Source organism: Akkermansiaceae bacterium (genome assembly GCA_019634595.1).
In the GTDB taxonomy this organism is placed as follows: Bacteria; Verrucomicrobiota; Verrucomicrobiia; order Verrucomicrobiales; family Akkermansiaceae; genus Luteolibacter.
In genome coordinates this window covers 1,110,139-1,134,784 of record JAHCBC010000002.1, presented here as the reverse complement: position 1 = coordinate 1,134,784, position 24,646 = coordinate 1,110,139, and the positions used below count along the sequence as shown (strand labels likewise).

Below are 24,646 nucleotides of genomic sequence, written 5' to 3'. Positions count from 1 at the left end.
GGAAGCTTCCTGCGCGTGGGCAAACCACGGGGGCGCGAGGAAGAGAAAAAGAAGGGGGAGGGGTTTCACAATAAGAGGGAGTGATAATGAGGAGCCGTCAGATCAAGTGTTCGATTTCGAACATCAACCCGCTTTTCAGCAATCCATTAAAATCAGGCTAACAGCCACGCAATCTTAGCGTCAATGGTTTTCCTTCATTCCCTTGGATTATACGCAAAGCGACACATCTCCCAAGGGAGATAAGATCTCCCCCTTGGAGGAAATCAGTCAGATCCGGCAAGCCTTCGCAAAAGTTCTTGCCACAAGACGGCTGCGCAAACGGTGGTCGCAAGTCGAATTGGGCGGACACAGTGGCTTGGATAACAGCTATATCTCCCGATTGGAGAAAGGGCAGATGACTCCAACCCTCGACGTGATGCTCCGATTGTCGAAAGCGTTTGAGATTGTCCCGGAGCGCTTGATGAAAGAAGTTCGCATCGAACTGGAGAACCTGAAGGGCTGAATCAATCCGCCCCCCTCAGCCCCTGCTGAGGGCGAAAATCACGGCAATGACCGTGATGACGGCCAGCACGGCGAAGAAGATCTTCACCCAGCTCAGCGGATGCTCCCCGGCCATGTTGCCGGTGAAGCCGTTGACCACCACCTGGAACGACTTCGAGCCATAGGTGTAGGAGGCAAGCCAGACGGGGACGAGGATGTGCTTGAAGGTGCGGCTGCTGTAGTTCGTGGAAACACGGAGTCCGCGCTGGGTATCGCCCGGCACGGCCCGCTCGCAGATGCGGTACATGGTGGCGTCCATCTGGGAGCGGTTGGTTTCGGAGGCTTTCCTGAGATCGACCTGGTAGCGCTCCACGGTCCATCCGCGGACAAAAGCGGGTTCGTAGGGCTTGAGCTGGTCGGTGGTGGGGAATGGCTCGACTTTCCGCAGGAGCTTCAGGTGGACACCGACGGTGCCGGGGACGAGGTCGTCATCGAAGAAATTCGCCTGGTGACCGGAGCAACTTTCCCAGCGGGTGCGGCGTTCCCGGCGGGTGCCGCCTTTCCCGTCACTCACGGAGACGTAGTAGTAATAGCCGGCCTCCGCCGACCAACTGGAGCTGGCATGGGCGTCGAAGGTCCAGTAGGGCAGGTAAATGCCGTGGAGGGTGTCGGTCAGCGCCGCCTTTTTCAGCTTGTTCGGGGCGAACCACCGGGAGCCATACCACTGCCGCAGCTTGTCCCGGACCTGGGTGGCGGGGATGACGACGGGCAGCAGGCTCTCCGGGGTGATGACGTCCTGCATGGACTCCACCGGGACGATGGAGGGGGAGCCGCAGAAGTCGCAGCGCTGGGCGGCGCGGGTGGGATCGAAGATGCTGATGGCCTGGCAGCTCTCGCATTTCACCGATTTTTTCTCCTCCTTCAGCCCGCGCGCCTCCGCGGGGACCATGGCCAGCGCCTCTTCCAGAGGATGTTCCCGGATGGCCGCGCCGATCTGGTCCTGCCCCGGAGTCCACGGCAGGACGGTACCACAGTACGGACAGGCGAGCGCCTGCTTCGACGGGTTCCACTCCGCATCCCCGCCACATTCCGGGCAGGGATGCTTTCTCAGCGCGCTGACTTCGGCCATACCGACTTATTCCGCAAGGAACGCGTCGATGGCCGCACGGGAAATGCGGTAGGCGGATCCGATTTTCTTGCCCTTCAGGTCACCGGCATCAACGGACGCGATGACGTCCGCCTCGGTGACCCCCAGAAGCTCGGCGGCCTGGGCGGGTGAGAGGAGATCCGGCGCGGCCTGGGCGGCCACGGCTGCCGCGGCACCCGGGAGTGGCGGCGGACCGGACATGGACTTCATCATTTCCTGGGCGAGGCCGAAGCCCATGGCCATCTGCGCGGCATCCGCGCCGCTGCCACCACCACCGCCGCCGCCCTTGGTCATGGACTCGGCGAGCTGGAACTTCACGTAGTCGTTCAGGTTGCCGATGGCGGACATGCTGGAGCGCTTGTCGATGGCGGCCTCCACTTCCGGCGGGACGGAAATGTTCTCAATGAGGAAGGTGGTGACCTCGAGGCCGTACTTGGAGATGACCTGCGGGTTGATGAGCGGCAGCAGGGAGTCCCCCAGTTCCGTGTAGCGGGCGGCGAGGTCCAGCGCGGGCACGCCGCAGGCGGCGAGGGCGTTGCTGAAGATGCTGACGATGCGGGAGCGCATGGTGTCCGCGAACTCATCCAGGCGGAAATGGTGATCCGTCCCGGCCACTTCACGCAGGAAGGTGGGAGCGTCCACGATCCGGAAATCGAAGGTGCCGAAGGCCCTCAGGCGGACCGCGCCGAAGTCCTTGTCCCGCAGCATGATGGGGTTCGCGGTGCCCCACTTGTTGCCGGTGAAGAGGCGGGTCGTGACGTAATAGACGTCCGCCTTGAACGGAGACTGGAATCCATACTTCCACCCCTTGAGCTTGGTCAGGACGGGGATGTTGTCGGTGACCAGCGAGTGTTTGCCGGGGCCGAAGGTATCGCCGTATTGGCCGAGATAGACGAACTGGGCCTGCTGGCTTTCGCGGACGATGAGCTGCGCGCCGTTTTTGATCGCCTTGTCATTGTCAGGGAAGCGCCACGCGAGGGTGTCGCGCGAGTCGTCCGTGAATTCGATGATCTCCAGCAGCTCCCCTTTGATGAATCCGAGAATGTCCATGGTTTTGGTTTTGAACGTTGGGGACAGATAAGGATTTCCCGTGATGGGTGAGAAGGAAAATCCCATTCCCTTACAAACAATCGGGAGCTTTCAACCCCGGACGAGACGTCACTCCAGACCGCGCTCGTTCACCTCGTCCTCATCCCAGCCGAGGTAGTGGCCGAGTTCATGGAGGAAGGTGGTGCCGACCTCGTCACGGAAGTCCTGTTCGTCCTCCTCCACCCATTCCCAGATGTTCTCCACGAAGATGCGGATCCGGGGCAGATCCTCCGGCGAAGGCTCATCAAGCAGACAGACACCCTCAAAGAGACCCAGCTCATCCCCCGCCAGCTCCGTGTCGAACGCGCCGTGGCCGGGCTTCGCTTCGAAAGTGATCACGCATTTTTCCGCCGCTTGCTGCACTTCCGGAGGAAGGATGCGGACGACCGCCTTCACTTCCTCATCCGCCCACTCGCTCAGCGTTTCAAATTCCATGCCCCGCTCTACGGGATTTCCGGATGGGATTCAATCAAAGGATGATCACCCGCCCCACGATCGTGCTATGCCGCGCCCCCTTGTAGATCGGGCGAAACCGGGCTTTATTCTGAAAGGCACGCCGCCTGCGACACGTAGTGGCAGCGCGCGTTTTTCCAATGAGATTCCTGACTCCCAGCACCTTCGCAGTCGCCGCCATCTTCATGGCAGGCCTGCCCCTGCATGCCCAGGACCCCGCCCCAAAGGAAGGCGCGCCCGCACCTGCTCCTGCCGCAACTCCAGCACCGGCTCCAGCACCCGCTCCAGCACCGGCTCCAGCACCGGCTCCAGCACCGGCTCCAGCACCGGCTCCAGCACCGGCTCCAGCACCGGCTCCAGCACCGGCTCCAGCACCCGCTCCAGCACCAGCACCCGCTCCAGCACCCGCTCCAGCACCCGCTCCAGCACCCGCTCCAGCACCCGCTCCAGCACCCGCTCCAGCACCGAAGCCCGAGGCAGCCGCCGTCCATCCCGGAAAGATCATCTGGGAAAAACACTGCGTGGAGTGCCACGGCCAGAACGGAGAAGGGGTGAAGAACAAATATGACGACCCCCTCCATGGCGACAGGACGCTGGCGTCCCTCGCCAAGCGCATCGACCGGACCATGCCGGAGGATGAGGAGGAGCTTCTGGATGCGGAGCAGTCCGCCCAGGTGGCCGACTACATCTACCATGCGTTCTACTCCGAGGCGGCTCGGGAAAAGTCCACCCCACCGGTCAAGCAGAGCTTTTCCCGGCTCACCGCCGCCCAGTTCAGGAACTCGGTGGCGGATCTGTTCGCCGACTTCCAGCCGGTATGGTCGAAGGAGCGCGGCCTGAGCGTCCGCTTCACCAGCAAGGGAGTTACCGCCCTCCAGGGCATGGGCGGAGGCCGCAACACCGTCATGCGGAAGGACGGGCGCATTTCCTTCAACTGGGGCGAGCAAAGCCCGGTCCCGGAGGTCCTGCCGAGCGACGAATACTCCTCCAGATGGGAAGGCTCGGTCATCGCCGAGGAAACCGGCGTGTATGAGTTCGTCATCAAATCCCAGAACGGGGTCCGGCTCCACGTCAACAACTGGCGCGACCCCATCATCGACGGCTGGGTCAGCTCCGGACCGGACATCCGGGAGGAAAAAGGCACCATCTTCCTGCTCGGCGGCCGCTCCTATCCAATCATCCTCGAGCACTTCAAGTTCAAGGAAAAGGCGTCCTCCATCGAACTGCTCTGGAAAGCACCGAACGGCGTGCTGGAGATCATCCCCCAGCGCAATCTGGTCCCCTACTCAACGCGGGAAACCCTTGTGGTTTCCACGCCATTCCCGGCGGACGACTCCAGCGACGGCTATCCCCGTGGCACCTCCATCTCGAAGGCCTGGTTCGACTCCGTCACCAACGCCTCCATGAGCGCCGCCGACGTCATCGCGGAGCGCCTCGATTCGTTCATGTGGACGAAAAAGGACGACCCGGAGCGGATCCCCAAGATCAAGAGCTACTTCCGTGGCGTCGCCTCCATCGCCTTCCGCCAGAACCTCTCCGACGAGGAATACAACTCCCTCATCGAAGCCCGCTTCGCCGCGACCCCGGACAAACCGGACATCGCCATCAAGCGAGTGGTGCTGGCGATCCTGACCTCCCCGCGGTTCCTCTACCCATCCGCCTCCGAGGAGGAAAAACCGAGCCAGCAGGTCATCGCCTCCCGCCTCGCGCTGACCATGTGGGACTCCGTCCCCAGCCGGGACCTGTTCCGCAGGGCGAACGAAGGCAAGCTCGGCACCCAGGAGGAGATCCGCTCCTACGCAAACGGCATGCTGTGGGACCCACGGGCAAAGGAAAAACTCCACGGCTTCTTCCACCATTGGCTGGAAATGAAGGACATCCACAACATCGCCAAGGATTCGAAGACCTATCCGGATCTCAACGAAGCGGTGCTCTCCGATCTCCGCCGCTCGCTCACCTTCTTCATCGATGACATCGTCTGGAACGATTCCGGCGACTACCGGAGGCTCCTGAGCGCGGACTACATGGTGCTCAACGACCGGCTCGCCGCTTTCTACAAGAAAGATCCCGTCGGCCCTGACTTCAAGAAAGTGGCCTTCGAGGGCAGCCAGCGCGCCGGGGTGCTGACCCATCCCTACCTGCTGACCTCCTTCGCCTACTTCAAGGACACCTCGCCCATCCACCGTGGCGTTTTCCTGACCCGCAGCATCGTAGGCCGCGCGCTCAAACCCCCGCCGGAGGCCGTGGAGTTCAAGGACGCCCACTTTGACCCGAGCTGGACCATGCGTGAAAAGGTGACGGACGCCACCCGCTCCGCCGCGTGCATGGGCTGCCACTCTGAGATCAACCCCCTTGGCTTCGCCCTCGAGCAGTATGACGCCGTCGGCCGCTGGCGGGAAATGGACAACAACAAGCCGATCAACACGGCCAGCGATTACCCGGACGACAACGGCGGCACCATCCGCATCGCCTCGCCGAAGGACATCGCCGCCTTCGCCATCGGCAGCGACACCGCGAAGAAGACCTTCATCAAGCACCTCTTCCACCACACCAACAAGCAGCCGCTGGCCGCCTTCGGCAAGGATACCGAGAAGAATCTCGTCCAAAAGTTCGCCGAGCGGGGCTATAATGTGCGGGACATGCTGGTGGAGTCCGCCCTCATCGCGACGACCCAAGGCATGCAACCTGCTCCGCCGAAAGAAACCGCCTCGAACTGAACGAATCCCATCACTTTCCTGGAATAAACCACCGGCTCACGCCTCCCAACCGTTCCCATCACTTTTTCACCGCCCCACCCGCCATGACCTCCATCCCACGCCGCGATTTCCTCCGCCACCTCGGTATCTCCGCCGCAGCCCTGCCCTTCATTGGCGGACTGGGCAGCCTCTATGGCAACCAGGGTGCAGCACCGCGCAAGAAGCGGCTGGTGATCATGTTCTCCCCGAACGGCACGGTTCAGGAGAAATTCTGGCCGGACGCGGTGGGCAATGATTTCCAGTTCAAGTCGATCCTTGAGCCGCTCGCCCCGTTCCGTGACAAGACCCTCCTCCTGAAGGGCGTCTATAACAAGATCCAGGGTGACGGCGACCGCCACATGCGCGGCATGTCCTGCCTCCTGACCGCGACGGAACTCGCCCCCGGCAACATCCAGGGTGGATCCGACACCCCGGCCGGCTGGGCCAGCGGCATCTCCATCGACCAGGAGATCAAGAATTTCCTCCAGGGCAAGGCGGAGACGCAGACGCGCTTCGGCTCGCTGGAGTTCGGCGTGGCCGTGCCAAAGCGCGCGGACCCATGGACCAGGATGTCCTATGCCGGCGCCAACAAGCCCGTCGCCCCGATCGACGATCCTTCCCAGATGCTCGGCAAGCTGTATGGCAAGATGCAGGACAAGGAGGGTCTCGTCAGCGTGCTCGATCACGTGAGCGGCGACCTCAAGCGCATTTCCACCAAGCTCAGCAGCGAGGACCGTGCCCTGCTGGATGAGCACATGAACCTGGTGCGCGAGATGGAGGGCGAGATCGCCCGCCAGAGCCAGCAGAAGGACATGGGCCACCCGATGCCGGAGATCGACCCGACCATCGAGCTGGTCAACGACAATACGCCGCAGATCTCCCGCATGCAGATCGACCTGCTGGTGAACTCCTTCGCCAACGACATGGCCCGCGTGGCCACGCTGCAATACATGCGCTCCGTGGGTGAGGCCCGCATGAACTGGCTGGGCGTGCAGGAAGGCCACCACACGCTTTCCCACGAGCCGGACAACAACGCGGACGCGCAGGCGAAGCTGGAGAAGATCAACCTCTGGTTCGCCGGAGAGTTCGCCTACCTCGCGAAGCGCCTGGCCGACACTCCCGAGCCTGGCGGACAGGGCAGCATGCTGGACAACACGCTGCTCGTCTGGACCAATGAACTCGGCAAGGGCAACAGCCACACCCTGGACGACATCCCGATGGTGCTCCTCGGCGGTGGCGGCGACTTCACCATGGGCCGTTCGCTAGTGCTGGACAAGGTGCCTCACAACCGCCTGTGGATGACCATCGCCAAGGCCATGGGCCACGATCTCCAGAGCTTCGGCAACACGGCGCTGTCAGATGGCGGCGCGCTGGACTTGGTTTCCTGACCTCAGTCACCGGCTGATCGGCCCAAGGCCGGCCACCAGAGCTTGTCACTCTTCCGTAGCGATGGATGTGCCATCACGACGAGGTGAATGGTTGCGATTTTCCGCCACCAATGTGCCACGGATGGTATGATATTCCCTATGGCTCCGTGGCTTTCAGACGGAAAAATAACGGCCCGTGGGGCGGAGCGGCGACTTCGATCTCCACCATTTCCCAATCGCCACCGTCTTGAATGATCTTGCTGGCGAGGATGCTCGCCTGGTTCCATGAATCTAGGGCGGAGGAAATCTGTGGCGCGAGGGTGACACCAGGTGCATTTTTCGCACGGCGGTAGCGGAAGGTGGCGCGGTTGCCGGCGGGAGGCTTGGCGAGAGCGGGGAGATCCCCGGGCACGGCGGAGAGCGGATTGCGGCCCATCGCGTAGGAGAGCAGATTCGGCAGGTCGAGCGGGCCGTTGCGATCATTCGGGCCGCGTTTGTCGGCGGGCAGACTGGCCAGCACAGGCCATGAGGAGAAGCCGGTCCCCGGTACCCCCAGCCTCACACACGGGTAGCCTCTCCACGTACCCTGCGTGAAACCGGTCGATCCCTGATAGTAGTAAACGGTGAAGCCGGCGGCGGCGTTGGAGAAAATGTTGTTGCTGTAAAAGTAGGGAGCGTTCCCTTGGAAGATGGCGGCGGTCAGGGCCGTGCAGCCGGCAAACGCCCCCGACCAGATTTCCCTCACGCTGGAGGGAATGGTCACACTCGTCAGACTCGTGCAGTTGCGGAATGCGTCCGTCGCGATGTACGTCACTCCGGAAGAGATCGTCACGCTCGTCAGGCTGGTGCAGTTCCAAAATGACTCCTGCGCGATGTGCACCACTCCGGAGGGGATCGTCACACTGGTGAGGCTCGCGCAGTTACGAAACGCATCCCGCTCGATACTTGTCACACTGGAGGGGATCGTCATACAGGTCAGTGCCGTACAACCGGAGAACGCTCCCTCCCGGATTCCGGTCAGGCTGGAGGGGATCGTCACATTGGTCAACGCAGTACAGCCTGAAAACGTCCACCCCCATATGTCGGTAACGCCGGGAGGAATCTCCATGCTGGTCAGCCTGACACAACCCGAAAAAGCAGCCGTCCCAATGTGCGTCACTCCTGAAGGAATAGCCACGTTAGTGAGGCCCGTGCAGTCCGCAAACACTGCTTCAGCCATACTTGTCACGCTGGAGGGAATCGTCACATCAGTCAGACCCGTACAGCCCGAGAAAACGTAAGCTTCGATGCTCGTGACTCCGGACGGAATTGCCACGCTGGTCAGGCCCGTACAGTTTGAAAATGCAAACGATTGGATTCTCGTCACGCTCGAAGGAATCATTATGCCAATCAAGCTCACACAATTACGAAACGCCATCGGCCCGATATTTGTCACACCTGAACCAATCGTCACACTGGTCAGGTTCTTGCAGTCGAGAAACACCGAATCTCTAATGATCGTCACGCTGGAGGGAATCGTGACGCTCCATATTGAACACAGACCGGAAAACGCGTGACGATCGATTTCTCTGACGGGTAACCCTGCAATCACCCCCGGGATGACCACCGCACCGCCGTCACCATAATAGCCGGTGATGGTGACGAATGTTCCATTACTGCGGTAGTTGAAACCACCGGATTGTTGCGCAAAGAGGACGCCTCCCTTGAAGAAAAAGCTGAAGAACAGGATCAGGCGGAGGGCAAAGCTACCTAGGCCCTTCAAAAGCAAGGAGGGAACCCTCGTGGTTGGGGATGAGATCATATTGGGAGCGGTCGGGGATGCGTCCTTCCTAGGGCATTACGACCCAGCCTCTCCATCGTGACAAATTTGCGGAAAAATCTGGGAGAGCATCTCCCTTCCACCCGTCATTTCCGGTATTGGTTCGGCGTCATCCCGTGGCTGCCGCGGAAGTCGCGGCAGAAGTGGGAGACATTCCTGTAGCCCACCTTCCGGGCAACCAGCTCCACGGCATCGGCATGGGTCCGCAGCAGCTCCGCGGCGCGTTCCATCCGCACGCGCTTCAGGAAGGCATGGGGTGAAATTTCCAGCCGCTCCCTGAACAGGCGTGTAAGGTGGCTCGCACTCACGAAGCTGACATTCTGCGCCAGCCACTCGACATCGATCCCGCTGGCATAGTGGGTGCAGATGAACGACGTCGCCCGGTCCACCGGATGGATGTCCCGCACGACCTGTCCCTGCGCGCTCGCGACCCGGAACCATCCGGCTTCCAGGTGGTGGTGCGTGGCCTGCTCCGCAACCCATGACTCGTCGGAAGCCCAGGCCTCGATGAGGAATTCATGCTCCCGGTAGAGGGTCATCAGGCTCGGCCAATACACCTTCTTCACATGGCGGATCCATTCGCCGAGATCTCCCGCCACGGCCTCCCAGCAGTGCGACAACGCGGCGACACCAGCACTTTCCACCAGGGATCGGTGCAGCTTCATGTCCTCCGCATGGAACGCCGGATAGTCTCCCTGCATGGCGTGATCCTTCATCAGGGCGAGATGGCCGAGGAACATCTGGTGCAGCGCACTGCGGTCCGGATGGCCACCCAGGCGCACCGCCGCGAACGCCTCCAGCGTGGAGCGGAGGCGGCACAGGTCATGCAGTTCCTGCAGGTTGTCGAATCCAGCCACGGCGGGTTACAGGTTGATACCGGATTGCACCGCCGGTCCGCTCGGGAAGCGAGGTCAAAATCCCCTCACCTGCGCCTGCCCGAGCCCCTGGCTCGCCTTTGATGTCCGGGTGAGCGTATTGCCGTTTTCCCTGATGCGGACCATGGCACCGGCGGCGTCCGGAGAAATTTCCCCGAGTGTCATTCCAACGCCGCAATCTTCGAATCCGTTGCCGCTGATGTCGATCAGATCGACCAGCCCGCCCATCCATACACCTTCATCGAATCCGCGGAAAGCATTCGAGCGGATCTCCACTCCGGCGGACTGGTCCGGCAAATGGATGCCGGAGGCAGGCTGGCTGTCTTTCCCCGCCGCACGCGAGAAGGTGTTGTTCCGGATGACAACCTTCAGATCATTCCGCCCCAACGAAACGCAGTGCGGATTCTTGTAGAGGGTGAAACCGCGGAGGCACCCGCTGACGGCGTTGTTCTCAAACAGGATGTTGCCTTCCTCGAAGCAGTTCTTGTCCTCGTAACCATCGACCATGGCAAGGCCGGAACGGAAGCCATCGATGATGTTGTCCCTGACGATGCTGCCGCACGCGTAGCCCTCGATGACACCGATTCCCATAGTGCCTCCACGCGCGACATGCGTGTAGTAGTAGTCTGCGGAGTGGGACACTGTGGTCGTGAGCCGGTTGTCCGTGATCCGCGTGTTGCGGCCGCAGGTGATGATGCCCTGGGCGCTGGCCGTAACCGTGTTCCCGGATACCTCCGTGTCGTAGCAGGCCTGCTGGACCTTGATGCCGGACCAGATGCAGTTCGACGCGGTGCAGTTACGGATGAAACAACCGATCGAAGGGATGCCCCCTCCCGCCTCCACCGAAGCGCTGCGGGTGATATTGAACGGATGGGTTCCGCCGTTGGCACTGCATCCCTCCAGCCCGCTGGCCGTGCTGCTGATGATCTTGAACAGATTGTAGTTCGAGAAGTTTTTATAGACCTTTTCCTTGGCGTCGAGGACGGCCAGAAGCTCCGGCGAAAGCTCCACCCGGAAATTGCGGACGGTGGTGTTCCGGACGTAGATCGCATAGACCACCGAAAGGTCGGGCGTGCCGTCCTTCTTGAACGATTCGGTGTTCGTCGTGAAAGCGATGTTCTCCAGCAGGCAGTCCTTCGCATAGCGGACGCGGAAAGGCATGTGGCAGTCCCGGGTCCCCTCCACGGCGAAGTCGCGGAGGGTCACGTTCCTGACCAGGGACAGCTTGCTCACAGTGGTGGACTTCCGCTGGACGAAATCCTTCCCGAGGGACGGAGGTTCGCGGCTATCGTCCTTGAAGTAGCCGGGAAAGATCCGCTTGCCGGCGGTGGTGACTTTCGGACCATCGATGGATTTGACGGTGTCGAACTCACCGTAGAAGCAACTGGATTTCCGGGTCCGGCCGAGCACCCAATCCGTTGCATAGTGGAGTCCGGCGGTGCCCTCGCGGATCATGGAGTTGCGCTGGCCGCGGATGAGGATGTCATCCCCGGCAGCCAGTCCATCGGCGGATTCAAGATCGATTCCGTCTGAGAAGTCCACGATGTCAGCAGTAACGGGCACCTCTTTCCCGGCCTCGCCGTTGATGTCAAAAAGGCGTGTTCCGAGGGGAACGAACACGGTGCTTTCCCCCGCCCCGCGTAGGATCATGCCATCGGAAAATTCCACCCGGGAGGTGGAGTAACGCCCTGCGGGGACGCTCACCGTCGGCGAGTCGGCAAACGCTTTTCTGATGGCGGGCGCCCAGTCTTCGCCCTTCTTGTGGGCGGCATAATCAGCAAGGGAGACTCCCGTATCTGCCAGAGCCGGGGAGATGCAGGAGAGAATGACGGCTGTCACTTTCGCCGTTCTCAGAAAAGTGTTCATGCGGGGACGGGTGTTGGGGGTTACTTGAGGGCATCCTTCCCTTTGGTGTCGATGATGCCGCCGTAGGCGGAGCCACCGCCGCCGAGGTAGCCGCCGGACGCGCCCTTTTCGTCCTGGCTGACCCAGAAGGAATAGAGGCTGCCATCCGTGAGGTGGAAACGGAAGCGGACGGATTTGCCACGGATGCCATCGAGGTTCTCCGTGCCTTTCCAGGTGACTTCGTGGAGCGTGCTGTCGGCCTTGATAGTGACGCAGTTCTCCGTGGTGAAGGGAGCGATGGGTTTTCCCTTTTCATCAAGAATCTCGACACGGAGTTTCCCGCCCGGGTTGCTGACGTTCACGAAAAGATGGCGGCCGTTGAAGGCGACGGGCCGGGTGGTGAGGGTGCCGGATTTCCCGGTGGCATCCATGGATGCGAAGCCGTCCCGGCGGAGGGTGGCCATGCCGATGGAGGCACCGGTGTACATACCGCGGTGTCCGTTCGGCGCGATGCCGGAGTAGCCGCAGTACGGGAACCAGAGCTTGTCATCATGGACGAGCATGACGCCGTTGGTACCGTGGAGATAGGCACGGTCATGCTGCCCATCCCGGCGGCTGGCGGCGATGAAGGGCCTGCGATCATCAGGCCGAGACCAGTGGAAGCCATCCCGGCTGAAGCCAAGATGCAGCTCGGTGATCTTCGGAAACTTCCCTTCCTCGCAAACCCGGTTCGTGGGGCCGAGCAAGACGTAGTGCTCGCCCAGGAGGATGCTCTCATAGGCGACGGCGTTGAGGCTGTAAAGCTGGGGGGCATTATTGATCGCGGGATCGGGCGGATCGAGCTTGTCGGCGTTCGTCCAATAGACGGACTTGTCCCGCGCGGCGGAGCCGGTGAAGTCACGGCTTTCATGGTAGTAACGGGCGCGGCCACGGTCGGTGTTGCGCTTGATGCTCTGGACCCAGACGTTTCGGAACGGATTGTGAAAGAACGACGAATAGTCGCCTGAATCCCCTGCGGGGATGCCGGACGACCAGACGAGGCCGTCGGGTGAGGTATGGAGCGTATGGCCTTTCCCGCGCTGGATGATGGCCTTGTAGCGTTGGGACGGATCCTTTGCGTCCAAATCGAGCCAGATGGCATTGTCCTTCCCGGCGAAGTCAGCTCCTGCTGGCAGGATGATATTGTCCCCGGAAAGCCCGAGCTGCGGACGGGTCCAGTGGATCAGATCCGGACTGGTGGCGAGCGCCAGCCCACCGCGCCAACTGGCGGTGTAGAACATCTCGAAATGGCTCTTGGCAGGATTGTAGAACACCCCGCCGTGACCGAGGTAGGTGACGGCCTGGTCCTGTCCCTCGATCCCGGTGGGTTCGAGTTCCTGTTTGGTCTCCGGCTTGAAGACGGGGTTGGTACCGAGCTTTTCCGCAGCGTGGAAGGTGCGGGTGAGGTCGGTGCTTTCGATCAGGAAGTCATCGACGAAAAGCTGGCGGCCGATGTTGATGGGGATGACGGCGGGAATGTTCTTCTTTTCCAGATACGGCACCGGCATGGGTTCCGCGGACTTCGGATCGAGATCCTTCGGCGGCCATTGCTCGGCAAGCTGGATGCCGTTGTTGGGAAGATACGCACCTTTCCGCGCCCCCCGCCCTTTGAAGACAGGGATCTTTCCCGCTGAACCTTCGGTGACGAAGTCCTTGGCGAGGATATCCGCCTCCGTGAACTTCGCGAAGAGGATCTCGCGCTGCTTCGAGCGTTCGCGGTCGTGGATGATGTAAATGCGACCGTCCGGTGCCTGGAAGCCGTCCGGATAGGAAACGTCCTCACGCTCGTCGATGACCAGCCCGCCTTTCCATGTCTTCCCATCATCATCGGAAAGATAGGCGGTCATGTGGGTGCGCTCGAACTTCCGGTCGAGCGGGCCGTTTTTCACGAGCAGGAGATTTCCGGACTGCAGGCGGCGGAAGAAGAAGCGGGAACTCGGATTTTTGATCTCCGACGGCACGGGCTCGCTCCAGGTCCCGCCCTTGTCATTGGAGTAGGACTCCATGATGCCATCGCCGTTGCGGGCGAGCATCCGCAGGCGTCCGTCCTTGAGTTCGACCAGCATGTGCTCGTCAAAGCGGGGCTTCGGGAACGCGACGCCGCCGCGACGGGTCCAGGTCTTCCCCCGGTCGCTGGAGGCGAACCAGTGGGCCATGCGCTGGTCATCCAGTTCCGGGTAGGCGTCGCCAAAGACCGGCTTGATGTGCCCACGGTCCCACAGGGAAATGGGCAGCATCCAGTCGCCGTTGCTGAGGACGGTGGGCTTGTTGAGGGACATGCCGTGCCAGATGCGGCGGGGCGCGGACCAGGTGGGCTTTTCGTCATCGGGATTCTCGCAAGTGATGGCCCATACACCGGCCCGGCCATCGAACTGCTCCAGCGACTGGTCATAGAACATCCAGAGCTTCCCGGTAGGATCCGTCCAGAAGTTGCCGACGATGACGCTGCGGTTCAGCCCGGTCACCGTCCGGCCAGGGCGGATGACCATGCGCGGGTGGGACCACGTTTTCCCATCGTCATCGCTGGTGGCGGCGATGAAATACGCGAGCGGACTGTCACCGCCGCCGACCCATGCGGCCCACAGCCGGCCCTTCGGCGTGCGGTCCATGCCGATGACCATGGCGTAGTCCTGCTGCTCCTCGGAATATTCCGGACCGGGGTTGAAGTTGATTTCGGTGGGTTCGAGCGTGAGGTCGAGGATGCTCCGGGGCACCGGGCTTTCGGCACGAACGAAGCTCCAGGAAAGGAAAAGGGCGGACAGGAGAAGATGGCGCGTCATGGGTTCGGAATGGGTTGGGTTCGTGCGAGGGTGAGGATCTGCTGGTAGCCGTTGCGGAGGATGGAGAGGTCGGAGTCGATGGCGATGTGGGTGAAGCCGAGTCCGAGATGGTGATGATACTGCGAATGGTCCCGCACGAGGATCCCGGTAGCCTTACCATGGGCGCGGGCGGCTTCATTCACCCGCCCCAGGCATTCGGCGTAGGTGAAGGCGGCGGCTTCGGGCCGGGCATTGAGGTCGAACTGGAGATCCGCTGGTCCCACAAAGAGCACGTCGATGCCCGGCACCGCGGCGATCTCCGAGGCATGACGGACGCCCTCGATGGTTTCGATCTGCGCCATGATGAGTGGGGGCGTGATCTCCGCGGCGGAGGACGGAGGTTGGAGGCCGTAGCCGTAAGCGCGGGAACTGCGGGAGTATCCCCGGTTGCCGCGGGGGGCGTAGTGGGCGGCACTTACCAATGCCTCCGCTTCCGCGGCGGAGTTGATGCGCGGAGCCATGATGCCATCGGCACCCCAGTCGAGCACGCGGGCGATGAGATCCGGATACGGCGCGCCGACCCGGACGATGGCTTTCACGGAGGTGCCGGAGATGGCCCGGAGCTGGCCGGGGATGGCAGCCTCCGTCGCGTTGCCGTGCTCCAGGTCAAGAAGCAGCCAGTCAAAGCCGGAGCGGGCCGCGATTTCCGCGATCACCGGGGAGCCAATGGAAAGCCAGGAGCCGATCATGGAGGGAGGTGGTTTATCGGAGGGATGAAATGGGGAGGTCCCCGCGCAGGCCGGTGAGGGCTTGGCAGAGGCGCTGGTGGGTGAATGTCTTCAGATCCACACCGTCATTGATGAGGAAGAAACTGTTGCTCCGGTCGAAGTAACCCGCGCCGATGCGGATGACGGACTTCACCAGCATGTTCCGCAAGAGATGCAGCCAGAAGCGGCGCTGGTGCTCAGGGGGAAGCGCCCGCCGGGTCTGGTAGGATGCAAGGGCGGGCCCGAGGACCTGCGCGCCGTGAAAGCAGGCGAGCAGCGAGAAGTCATCCATGGGATCTCCGGAAATGGCATCGTCCCAGTCAATGAAGGCGAGGATTTCATCGGGGGTGCCGAGGATATTCCAGAAGGCGAGATCCTTGTGCACCAGGCAACCCCGGGGCAGATCGAGCAGGGCTTGGTGCGCGATGATCTCCTGGCGGATGGCGGAGGTTTCCGCTGAAGTCAGGAACGACTCCCGCTCGAGGAAATGGAGATGCCGGTCGAGATGGAGGAAGAAGTAGTCGCCGTAGGTCGCGTGCCATCCCTCCAACGCGCCTTCGGTGGATCTGAAGGGACCGAACCCCGCGGGACTGAGAGATTGCCAGGTTGCGATGGCGGCACCGATGGCCTCCGAAACGGAATGAAGATCGAGGGTGCCTGCCTTGAAATGGTGGTTGATGTCCGGCGCATCGATCCGGCGCATGACCTGCCAGGCGAAGGGAACCTCCGTCCTTGAGGCATCGGCCGCGAGGATCTCCGGCGTGGGGATACCCAGCGCGCGCACCGTTTCCTGGACCCGCGATTCGATGGCCAGGTAGCCGTCATGCTCCGGGCTGTCGTCGATGCGGATGAAAAGGGACCGCCCTCCGCAGGTGGCGGTGAAAGTGACGTGGTTCCCCTGCCCCGGCCCCTCGCTGATTTCCGCAGGAGCTGAAAACCGGCGCTCCACCAACGACTCCACCATCCGGGATAGGGTGGCGTGGTCATGGCCGGAGCTGCCATGGAACGCGGCGGGGCGGTCACATTTCCAGTAGTAGGTGCCCGCACGGAGCGGTGGGGTGGAAGAGGGCATGGCGGTGGATCAGGCTTCTTCCGAGGCGATGGTTTCCACGGGAGTGGAGGATCTGACCGGCCGCTTCCGCCACCAGGTTGCGAGGAGGCTGCCGAGCAACGTCTGGGTGATGGCGCTGAACACGGCGGGAACCGCGGCCAGCGGCTGGAGCGGGAAATTCTGCTTCGCCAGCACGGCGGCCAGTCCGCCGTTCTGCATGCCCACCTCGATCGAGATGGTGCGGGCGATGTCCTCCGGATAGCGGATGAATTTCGCGACAACGTAGCCGATCCCAAAGCCCAGCGCGTGGAGCAGGACAGCGGCGATGGCCAGCGTGCCCGCGTTCTCGATCACGGAGCTGGCGTTCTGCCCGACGATGCTCCCTGTGATGAACATCAGCGCGACGACGGACACCAGCGGGCCGATGGGCTTGATCCTCGCGGTGGCGGCGGGGAATTTCCAGTTGCAGAAGACTCCGAGGAGGACGGGGATGACCGCGATCTGGAGCGTGGAAAGGCAAAGTTGGAGGGCATCCACCGGGACGTATTGTCCGGCCAGCGCCTTGCACCACAATGGTGTGGTGATGAAGGCGACGAGCGTCGAAGCAAGTGTGATGATGACGGCGAGCGCGACGTTGGCACGGGCCAGGTAGCAGATGACATTCGACGCGGTGCCGGACGGACAGCTCGCGACGAGGATGAGGCCGACGGCGAAACCGGGATCCAGTTTCAGGAGGTGGGAAATGCCCCACGCGGAGAGAGGCATGATGGTGTAGTGGGCGATGAGTCCGACAGCGACACAACCGGGCATCCTGAAGATGCGGCGGAAGTCATCGACGGTCAGCGTGAACCCCATCCCCAGCATGACCGCGCTGAGCGCCCAAACCACCCACGGACCGCTGAACCAGGTCATCGCCTCCGGCTTGACGAGGCCGATGACGGCAAAGGAGATCACCCATACGGGATAGAGATCGGTGAAGCGGCTGATGAGTCCGTGCATGTCGTTGTCCCATCACGGTCAGGATGCCGTGACAGGGCAAGTCCGTTGCGGCGATGTCCGCCGGTTGGATTCGGACAGAACACACGGATGATCGTTTCAGAACATTTCAGGCAGGGATCATCCCGCACTGATCAGACCCCGGGATGCACCCAGGGCGCGCGGTAGGGCCGCATGAGCAGCGCGTTCGCCTCATCGTCCCCGATGACTTTCGTGCCATCCCAGCGGAGCGTCCTGCCCAGTTTCATCGCATTGTTCGCCAGCACGCACGCCGCGCTGGAGATGTGGCCTTGCTCGATGTCCGCCACCGGCTTGCCACGCGACTGGATGTTTTTCAGCAGGTCGATCATGTGGCCGCGAATGGCCGGGGCGACGTGCTTCTCCAGATCCTTCTCGGTCTGGTCCTCCACGTATTTCTCCAGCTCCATCACGCAGTCGCGGTGGATGGCCGCCTCACCCTTCGCCCGGGGGATGAAGTCGTAGGAATTAACGCTCGCTTTCAGCGTGCCCTTCTCACCGTAGAATGTCGCCCCCCACGGGTACTTGGGATCCGGTGCGTCACCCCAGGAGCGGTGGTTCCAGATGACGTTCAGTTCATCAAACTCGAAGGTCGCGGTCTGCGTGTCGGAAATGTTCGCCGCGCTGGCCTTGTCCATGAAGATGCCACCGCTGCTGCTGATGCTCTTCGGCGAGCCGAGATCCAGCATCCACCGCACCATGTCCAGCATGTGGACGCACATGTCGCCGACGATGCCGTTGCCATACTCCATGAACGCCCGCCAACTCCGCGGATGGACGGTCGGGACGTAGGGCCGCATGGGCGCGGGGCCGGTCCACATTTCATAGTCGAAGTTCACAGGCGGCGTTCCCGCAGGTTCGTTTTTCTTCGAACGCATGTGGTAGTAGCAATAGATCTCGACGTGGGAGATCTTGCCGAGCTTGCCCGCCTTGATGATGTCGTTCATCGCCTCGATCAAATGCGGCGTGCTGCGGCGCTGCGTGCCCACCTGGACGACGCGTCCGTGCTTCCGCGCGGCGGCCAGCATGGCGGCGCTCTCCGCGACATCCACTCCGGTCGGCTTCTGGACATAGACGTCCGCGCCGGACTCCACCGCGGCGATCATGTTCAGCGCGTGCCAATGGTCCGGCGTGCCGATGATCACCACATCCAGGTCCTTCTCCTTCAGCATCTCGCGGTAGTCCCCGTAGAGCCGGGGAACCTTCTTCGACACTTGGCGGGAGGCGACCAGATCGCCCGCTTCCTTCAGCATCACGGAGTCCACGTCACAGAGTGAAACCACATCCACCGGCGAAACCTGGATCAGGCGGAGCAGGTCGCACTTGCCATACCATCCGGAGCCGATCAGTCCGACGCGGTGTTTCTTGTCCGAAACCTCCTCCGCGAACAGTGACTTCCGGGTGAGGATGAACGGGGCTGCCGCGAGGCCAGCGGTCTGGAGGAAATTCCGGCGATTCATTCCCTGTGATCTATCCCGGATGCCATGGGGTCGCAAGGATTCTGACTCCGTCCAGCCGACGCCGCAGCCGGAGATCGCCGAACTTGCTTGAAATCCCGCTCCTCCCGCCCATGATAGCGGAAACCCATTTTTTCCGAACGTGAAACCCCCATCCGTTTTCCTTTGCAGCCTGCTGCTCCTGAACCAGGCATCAGGCGCCGTGTATTTCCTGAACTTCGGCAACGGTGGTGATCCGCTCAATGTCCCGACCACCCCGCAGGAACTGACCAACAGCCCATACCACACGGAGAACCCCTCCTTCTCGGGAACCGTCTGGAACAACCTCACGAACGCGGACGTCACCAGCGGCATCGTGGACGCCGCAGGAGCTTCATCCCCGCTCGGGATCAACCTCGGCGTCGCGCCTTCGACCGGATCGACGAACATCAACCTCTCCGCACAGCCCGGGGGGCACGCCGCGGTGACAGGGACGGCGTTCAGCACGAACATCTATGCCAACAATTCCGTCGGCAGATACGCGATTTTCTCCAACTCCACGGCCAACAACGCGACCACCAACCGGATCGCACTGGGGGTGCAGATCTCAGGCTTGGCGGCGGGCACCTACGACATCTACACCCTCACCCGGAACACCAACACCTCGGGCGCGCAGACTTTCCAGGTTCATCTGGGAACCAGCGCCAGCGCGGGAAACTTTGATTTTTCCGGCTACTCCTTCGAGTCCATCAGCATGAGCACCGGCGCGAACACCGCATGGGTGGACAACACGAACTACCTGAAGCAGACCATCACCATCGCGGAGGGCGGATTCCTGAATATCGCGGTTGACGGGACATCCGGACAGACACGCGGCTTTCTCAGTGCCATCCAGATCGTGCAGGTTCCGGAGCCATCGTCACTGCTGATGGCGGGCATGGCCGGCGTCTTCGCCCTCCGGAGACGGCGGAGATAACCTGACTCAGGCGAAGCCGGGCACGGACGCCTTGCTGCTGCTGCCGAACTCGTCCAACTCCACGCCCATCTTCTGCGCGACCTGCACGAAGAGGTTGGCGAGAGGGGTGTTGTCCTTCGCATCGCAAGCGATGTGCTGGCCGTGCTGGAATCCCCCTCCTGCGAGCAGGACGGGCAGGTTCCGCCAGTCGTGGCTGTTCGCATTTCCGAGATTGCTGCCGAAGAGGACGGAGGTGTTGTCAAGCAACGTGCCGCCGCTTTCCGATTTCCCCTTCAGCGAGCCGATCAGCTTGCCGTAGGCGGTGAGCTTCGCCTTCTCGATCAGTTCGAGCTGGCGGATCTTTTCCGGATCCTGGCCGTGGTGGGAAAGGTTGTGGTGGTCCATGTTCACTCCCGGGACAGGCGGGACGTCACCGCGGCCCTGGATCAGGATGGTGATGAGGCGCGTGCTGTCCGTCTGGAGCGCCAGGGGCACCAGCTCGAAAAGCAACTGCGTGCGGCCGATGATGTCGTTCGCCTCACTGACATCGGCGGAGATCTTCTCCTCCATGTCAGGCTTCGGTTTCTGGACCCATTCCTCCGACGTGGCCAAACGGCCCTCCATCTCACGGACGGAGGTAAAGTATTCATCGAGCTTGTCCTTGTCCCCGGCACCCACCTTCGAGCTGAAGCGCTTCGCCTCCTCCCCCACGGTGTCCATGATGCTGCGTCCTTCGCGGAGCTTGCGCATCTGCTTCTCCACCTCCGCCTTGCTGCCGTTGATGAAAAGCTTCGCGAACACCTTCGATGGCGTCGTATCCGCCGGGATCATCACCCCGCTGCGGGTGTAGCTCTGGCTCACGCCGTTCGTCCCCAGCACCAGCGAGGAGTAGCGCGTCTGCAGGCCGATCTTTTCCGCGATGGACTGGTCGATGGAGATGGTGTTGCGGAAGCCGCCCATGCCCGGATGGCGGGCGGAGGTCAGCCAGGTCTGCTCGGAAGCATGGCCGTCCGGCCCCGACTGCTCCGGGTGGGAAAGTCCGGAGAAAATGGTGAAATCGTCGCGGTAGTCCTTCAGGAGATCCAGATAGGGTGTGGAGCCGTAGCCCCTGCCCGTCTCCTTCGGGAAAAGCGCGGGACCATAGATGCCCAGGCTGGTGCAGATGGCCACCATGCGCTTCGGAGCGGTGGTGGCGGACGCCGCGGCGAACGCGCGCAGCGACAGCATGGCCTCCAGGAATGGCAGCGCCATCGTGACACCGGTACCACGGAGGAAGGTGCGGCGGGAAAACGGGGCGGAACGGAGGTGCATGGCGTTTATTTGGATTGGAACAACGGGCTGGCGACAACCTGGTGAACAAGGGTTCGCAGCCCGCCGCCCTGTTCTTTCGTTTTGCGTGAAATCTCCGCGACCGCCGTGCGATCCGCGAAGGTGACTCCGGCCCCCGTGGAATAGGTCAACAGCTTGCCCGCCATGGCCGTCATCACCTGATCCGGCTTCTCCAGGATCAGTTTCTTGAACTCCCGGATATCCACGAAGGACTTCCCGTCCAGATCCCCGCTCGCGTCCACCTGCTGGCCGTATTTCACATACTTCCGCTTCATCCGGGTGTTCGACAGCTCGATCAGTTTCCCGCCCTCACCCTGGGAACGGTATTGCTCCCGGTAGCCGCCGATCACGTCGAAGCTCTCCAGCGCGAAGCCCGGCGGGTCGATCTTCGCATGGCAGGCGGCGCAGCTTTCCGAGTTCCGGTGGAGGGCGAGTTGCTCCCGCACGGTGGTGGCTCCGCGGGTGTCCGGCTCGATGGAACCGACACCGGGCGGCGGCGGCGACGGCGGCTGGCCGAGGATGCGCTTCATCACCCACGCTCCGCGGATGACGGGGGAGGTGGTGGTTCCGTTCGCCGTGATCTTGAGAACGCTCGCCTGGGTGAGGAATCCGCCGCGCGGGCTGTCCGGGGGCAGCTTCACCTTCCGGATCTCCTGCCCTGCCACTCCGGGGATCTGGTAGTGCTCCGCCAGACGCCCGTTCACCATCGCGAAGTCCGAATCCACCACCGCAGTCACCGGCAGGTCCGCCTGCAACATTTCGGCGAAATACGCCTTTGTCTCTTCCGGCATGGAAAGCCTGAGCAGTTCATCCGCCTCCGGATACAGCTTCGTGTCCGGCGTCGTCGCGTCGATGTTGCGGAGATCCAGCCACTGTCCCGTGAAATCCTCCACGAACGCGGCGGACTTTCCGTCCTTGAGAAGCCTCTCCACCTGACCACGCAGCACTTCCGGCTGGGACAGTTTTTTCTCCGCAGCCAGCGTCAGCAGCTCATCGTCCGGCGGCCTGCTCCAGAGGAAGTAGGACAGCCGGGAGGCCAGCGCATGGTCATCCAGCTTTCCATGGTCCTCCTTGAAAAAAAGAAACTGCGGGGAAACGAGGATGGCGCGGAAGCCGACGCGCATCGCCTCCATGAACGACTGGCCCTCATCCAGCGCCGCGTGGACCAAGCCGACGTAGCGGTCCACCTCACCCGCCTCCAGCGGACGGCGGAAGGCTTTCCCGGCGAACTGCTCCAGCGCCCGCTTCGAGTCCGCCTTCGGATCCTGCGGCCTGATTTCGTAGGCGACGTTCTTGTTCTTCTTCCTCGCCTCCTCATCCAGTTCGGCCACCGGGATGTCGCCAAACAAGGCCGCCACGCCCTTAGGCGGCCATGTCTCCAGCAACGGCCCCTCGACCTCCACCCATTGCAGGGCCAGACCGGATCCGGTGAAGTCCTTCACGGGTGTGTTATAGACGTTCTTCCCTTCCTTGTCCTGACCGGTGTTGGACGGCTCGATCTGGATGAAATCCCCGCCACGGATGAAGGTCGTGAATTCCACCACCTGCGGCTTGTCAGGCTCCATCTCGAACCAGCCGAGGAGCTGCTTGTCCTTGTAGTTGCTGCTGTAAACACGCATCGGGACGGACACCCCCGGACTCTGGTAGGCATACCCGCTGATGCGGACCTTGTAGATCCCTTCCGGCCGCGACCGCGGTTTTTCCTTCGGGTGCTTGATCTGCGCCGAGGGATAGCCCGTGTTGAAGAACACGACCCCGTCCGGCAGCATGCGCAGGAGATGCCGGTGCGGCCCCGCACCACCCGCGCCATCCCCCTTCGCCTCCGGCTTCTCCAGGTGCCAGCGGACCTCCTGGTTCTCCACCATGTCAAAGCGATCCTTCACCATCTCCGGCGCGGGTCCCAGGCGGATCGCGTCGTCGATGGCCTTGTCCGCCGCTTCCAGGTATTTCTCCATCTGGAGGGTGGAAAGCCGGAGTCCCTCCGCCACGGTGTCGAACCCGTGCATGGGAGTGTCGTTCGGCAACATGACCGCCAGCGGTGTGCGGATGCCCAGCAGGTCGTGCAGCGTGCGCTCATACTCCACCCGGTTCAGCCGACGGAGGACCGTCCGGCCGTTCTCCGCCTCCCGCTTCACGTCGGCTGCCGTGAGTTCCTTCCCCAGCCAGCCCAGAAACTCCTCCACCTCCGCCACATCCGGCCGTTGCTTCCGCTTCTTCGGCGGCATCTCCCCCTTGTCGATGAAATCGAAAACCTTCACCCACGTCGCTTGGTTCGCCCGGTCACCCGGCTTCCATTCCAACGCCACCAGATCGAGGCCGCCTTTCTTCTCCTCCGCATCATGGCAGTCCGTGCAGTGGCTGCCCAGAAACGAGCGGTCGATCCCCGCGCCGAAGACGGAGGAAATCATCAATGACAGGCAGAAAACAACGGAACGGGTACGGGCGGGATCCAAGGCGGGGATGATTACGAACGGCAATGAGCGATATTTCCCAATCGTTGGCAAATTCGTACCACTTTCGTGGCATTCTGAGCTTCTCCCTTGAGAAATCCCCGGGTTTTCGCGCATATGCCCAAACAAACCCTGATGAAAAATTCCCCTTTCCATCAATTTGTCGCGGCCTTCACCGTGACGCTCACCGGATTTTCGTCCGCCGCACTGACGGATAATTTCGACACCTACCCGAATGGTGGCACCGGCTGGGCCGCAGGCTGGGTGGAAAGCGAAACCAACGGGACTCCCGCCGGCAACGCCCGCGTGGACGGCTCGTTGCTCACCACCTCCCCGCTCAATGGCGGCGGCAGCTACCTGTCCGTCACCACGGCGGTCCAGAGCACCACCATGGGCATCCGCCGCAACATGGGATCCACCGCCGCCTCCCCCTACACCCTCACCTTTGACTGGCGGCTCGACAGTTCGATGTCGAACTTCACCCACTACAACGACCGCATCCACATCGGCGCCACCAGCGGGACGGGTGCCGCTGATTTCGGTTCGAACCTCAGCTTCGCCTGGCTTATCGGAGTCGTCGGTGCGGATGACACCGCGAACTCCAATCCATTCAACGACGGCGAATGGTATTTCTACAACAACCAGAGCACCACCGCCAACGGGGCTTTCAACACCAACAACATGACGATGACGGGCATCCAACTGGCCCAGGACGTCATCTACTCCTTCACCGTCACCGTCGATCCAACCGCCCAGACCTACCGGGTCATCATGACAGACGGCACGGCCACCTTCGACTCGGCATCCGTCGTCCCCGGCGGCATGAACTTCCGCAACCAGGTCAACGCGGGTTCCACCGCCTCCACCCTCGTCTTCGGTGGTGCGACCAATTCCACCGCCGATCAGCTCACCTGGTCGCTCGATAACCTCAACATCATCCCGGAGCCATCCTCCGCCTTTCTCGCCGCCCTCTCCGGACTCCTTTGCTTCGTCCGCCGCCGAATCGTTCATTGACGCTCCTGCGGGCTCCGGCAGA

At 62.2% G+C, this 24,646-nt stretch carries 19 protein-coding genes; 5 read left to right on the top strand and 14 right to left on the bottom strand.

The features are described from left to right. Positions 1–202: 202 nt before the first annotated feature. The gene (locus KF712_10675) at positions 203–502 is read left to right on the top strand and encodes a helix-turn-helix transcriptional regulator (GenBank protein ID MBX3741446.1); all 300 of its coding nucleotides are present in this window, start codon (positions 203–205) and stop codon (positions 500–502) included. A gap of 15 nt (positions 503–517) precedes the next feature. Here KF712_10675 and KF712_10670 read toward each other — a convergent pair whose 3' ends face one another. The 4 genes from KF712_10670 to KF712_10655 form a co-directional block, all read right to left on the bottom strand. Next, positions 518–1,609: a zinc ribbon domain-containing protein gene (locus KF712_10670; GenBank protein MBX3741445.1), complete on the bottom strand. Its 1,092-nt coding sequence runs from the start codon at positions 1,607–1,609 to the stop codon at positions 518–520. Between the two features lie 6 nt (positions 1,610–1,615). Then, positions 1,616–2,677, bottom strand: a complete 1,062-nt coding sequence (locus KF712_10665; protein MBX3741444.1) for an SPFH domain-containing protein — start codon at positions 2,675–2,677, stop codon at positions 1,616–1,618. A gap of 108 nt (positions 2,678–2,785) precedes the next feature. Next, complete coding sequence (locus KF712_10660; protein ID MBX3741443.1) at positions 2,786–3,151, bottom strand: metallopeptidase family protein; 366 nt, start codon at positions 3,149–3,151, stop codon at positions 2,786–2,788. Between the two features lie 201 nt (positions 3,152–3,352). Beyond that, positions 3,353–3,634, bottom strand: a complete 282-nt coding sequence (locus KF712_10655; GenBank protein ID MBX3741442.1) for a hypothetical protein — start codon at positions 3,632–3,634, stop codon at positions 3,353–3,355. Between the two features lie 56 nt (positions 3,635–3,690). Here KF712_10655 and KF712_10650 point away from each other — a divergent pair, with 56 nt between their 5' ends. Further along, positions 3,691–5,886 (top strand): DUF1592 domain-containing protein, encoded by a 2,196-nt coding sequence (locus tag KF712_10650; protein MBX3741441.1) that lies wholly within the window; start codon positions 3,691–3,693, stop codon positions 5,884–5,886. Between the two features lie 83 nt (positions 5,887–5,969). Then, entirely contained in the window at positions 5,970–7,292 is a 1,323-nt protein-coding gene (locus tag KF712_10645) for a DUF1552 domain-containing protein (GenBank protein MBX3741440.1), read from the top strand. A 136-nt stretch (positions 7,293–7,428) separates the two neighbouring features. Here KF712_10645 and KF712_10640 read toward each other — a convergent pair whose 3' ends face one another. The 8 genes from KF712_10640 to KF712_10605 all read right to left on the bottom strand — a co-directional run bounded on the left by KF712_10640 (position 7,429) and on the right by KF712_10605 (position 18,900). Then, on the bottom strand, positions 7,429–9,072 hold the full coding sequence (locus KF712_10640; GenBank protein ID MBX3741439.1) for a leucine-rich repeat domain-containing protein: 1,644 nt from the start codon (positions 9,070–9,072) through the stop codon (positions 7,429–7,431). A 104-nt stretch (positions 9,073–9,176) separates the two neighbouring features. Beyond that, positions 9,177–9,947, bottom strand: a complete 771-nt coding sequence (locus tag KF712_10635) for a helix-turn-helix domain-containing protein (GenBank protein ID MBX3741438.1) — start codon at positions 9,945–9,947, stop codon at positions 9,177–9,179. A gap of 54 nt (positions 9,948–10,001) precedes the next feature. Then, complete coding sequence (locus KF712_10630; protein MBX3741437.1) at positions 10,002–11,831, bottom strand: right-handed parallel beta-helix repeat-containing protein; 1,830 nt, start codon at positions 11,829–11,831, stop codon at positions 10,002–10,004. 20 nt (positions 11,832–11,851) lie between these two features. Beyond that, positions 11,852–14,629 carry an exo-alpha-sialidase gene (locus KF712_10625; protein ID MBX3741436.1) on the bottom strand — a complete coding sequence of 926 codons (2,778 nt, stop codon included), beginning with the start codon at positions 14,627–14,629 and terminating at the stop codon, positions 11,852–11,854. Next, the gene (locus tag KF712_10620) at positions 14,626–15,357 is read right to left on the bottom strand and encodes a hypothetical protein (protein ID MBX3741435.1); all 732 of its coding nucleotides are present in this window, start codon (positions 15,355–15,357) and stop codon (positions 14,626–14,628) included. The genes KF712_10625 and KF712_10620 overlap by 4 nt, the downstream gene beginning before the upstream one ends. A 13-nt stretch (positions 15,358–15,370) precedes the next feature. Then, on the bottom strand, positions 15,371–16,447 hold the full coding sequence (locus tag KF712_10615; protein ID MBX3741434.1) for an aminoglycoside phosphotransferase family protein: 1,077 nt from the start codon (positions 16,445–16,447) through the stop codon (positions 15,371–15,373). 9 nt (positions 16,448–16,456) lie between these two features. Then, complete coding sequence (locus tag KF712_10610) at positions 16,457–17,425, bottom strand: bile acid:sodium symporter family protein (GenBank protein ID MBX3741433.1); 969 nt, start codon at positions 17,423–17,425, stop codon at positions 16,457–16,459. A 131-nt stretch (positions 17,426–17,556) separates the two neighbouring features. Next, positions 17,557–18,900: a Gfo/Idh/MocA family oxidoreductase gene (locus KF712_10605; GenBank protein ID MBX3741432.1), complete on the bottom strand. Its 1,344-nt coding sequence runs from the start codon at positions 18,898–18,900 to the stop codon at positions 17,557–17,559. 139 nt (positions 18,901–19,039) lie between these two features. Here KF712_10605 and KF712_10600 point away from each other — a divergent pair, with 139 nt between their 5' ends. Next, on the top strand, positions 19,040–19,852 hold the full coding sequence (locus KF712_10600; GenBank protein MBX3741431.1) for a PEP-CTERM sorting domain-containing protein: 813 nt from the start codon (positions 19,040–19,042) through the stop codon (positions 19,850–19,852). A gap of 6 nt (positions 19,853–19,858) precedes the next feature. Here the strand turns inward: KF712_10600 and KF712_10595 are convergent, their stop codons facing one another. Continuing rightward, positions 19,859–21,142, bottom strand: a complete 1,284-nt coding sequence (locus tag KF712_10595) for a DUF1552 domain-containing protein (GenBank protein MBX3741430.1) — start codon at positions 21,140–21,142, stop codon at positions 19,859–19,861. A gap of 5 nt (positions 21,143–21,147) precedes the next feature. Continuing rightward, entirely contained in the window at positions 21,148–23,568 is a 2,421-nt protein-coding gene (locus KF712_10590; GenBank protein ID MBX3741429.1) for a DUF1592 domain-containing protein, read from the bottom strand. Between the two features lie 177 nt (positions 23,569–23,745). Here KF712_10590 and KF712_10585 point away from each other — a divergent pair, with 177 nt between their 5' ends. After that, entirely contained in the window at positions 23,746–24,624 is an 879-nt protein-coding gene (locus KF712_10585) for a hypothetical protein (GenBank protein MBX3741428.1), read from the top strand. Positions 24,625–24,646: the final 22 nt, after the last annotated feature.

Excerpts from the sequence above, each read along its gene's own strand:
- KF712_10670 (MBX3741445.1), bottom strand. The coding sequence starts at position 1,609 with ATGGCCGAAGTCAGCGCGCTGAGAAAGCATCCCTGCCCGGAATGTGGC.
- KF712_10665 (MBX3741444.1), bottom strand. The coding sequence starts at position 2,677 with ATGGACATTCTCGGATTCATCAAAGGGGAGCTGCTGGAGATCATCGAA.
- KF712_10660 (MBX3741443.1), bottom strand. The coding sequence starts at position 3,151 with ATGGAATTTGAAACGCTGAGCGAGTGGGCGGATGAGGAAGTGAAGGCG.
- KF712_10645 (MBX3741440.1), top strand. The coding sequence starts at position 5,970 with ATGACCTCCATCCCACGCCGCGATTTCCTCCGCCACCTCGGTATCTCC.
- KF712_10640 (MBX3741439.1), bottom strand. The coding sequence starts at position 9,072 with ATGATCTCATCCCCAACCACGAGGGTTCCCTCCTTGCTTTTGAAGGGC.
- KF712_10630 (MBX3741437.1), bottom strand. The coding sequence starts at position 11,831 with ATGAACACTTTTCTGAGAACGGCGAAAGTGACAGCCGTCATTCTCTCC.
- KF712_10625 (MBX3741436.1), bottom strand. The coding sequence starts at position 14,629 with ATGACGCGCCATCTTCTCCTGTCCGCCCTTTTCCTTTCCTGGAGCTTC.
- KF712_10620 (MBX3741435.1), bottom strand. The coding sequence starts at position 15,357 with ATGATCGGCTCCTGGCTTTCCATTGGCTCCCCGGTGATCGCGGAAATC.
- KF712_10615 (MBX3741434.1), bottom strand. The coding sequence starts at position 16,447 with ATGCCCTCTTCCACCCCACCGCTCCGTGCGGGCACCTACTACTGGAAA.
- KF712_10610 (MBX3741433.1), bottom strand. The coding sequence starts at position 17,425 with ATGCACGGACTCATCAGCCGCTTCACCGATCTCTATCCCGTATGGGTG.
- KF712_10605 (MBX3741432.1), bottom strand. The coding sequence starts at position 18,900 with ATGAATCGCCGGAATTTCCTCCAGACCGCTGGCCTCGCGGCAGCCCCG.
- KF712_10595 (MBX3741430.1), bottom strand. The coding sequence starts at position 21,142 with ATGCACCTCCGTTCCGCCCCGTTTTCCCGCCGCACCTTCCTCCGTGGT.
- KF712_10590 (MBX3741429.1), bottom strand. The coding sequence starts at position 23,568 with ATGATTTCCTCCGTCTTCGGCGCGGGGATCGACCGCTCGTTTCTGGGC.
- KF712_10585 (MBX3741428.1), top strand. The coding sequence starts at position 23,746 with ATGAAAAATTCCCCTTTCCATCAATTTGTCGCGGCCTTCACCGTGACG.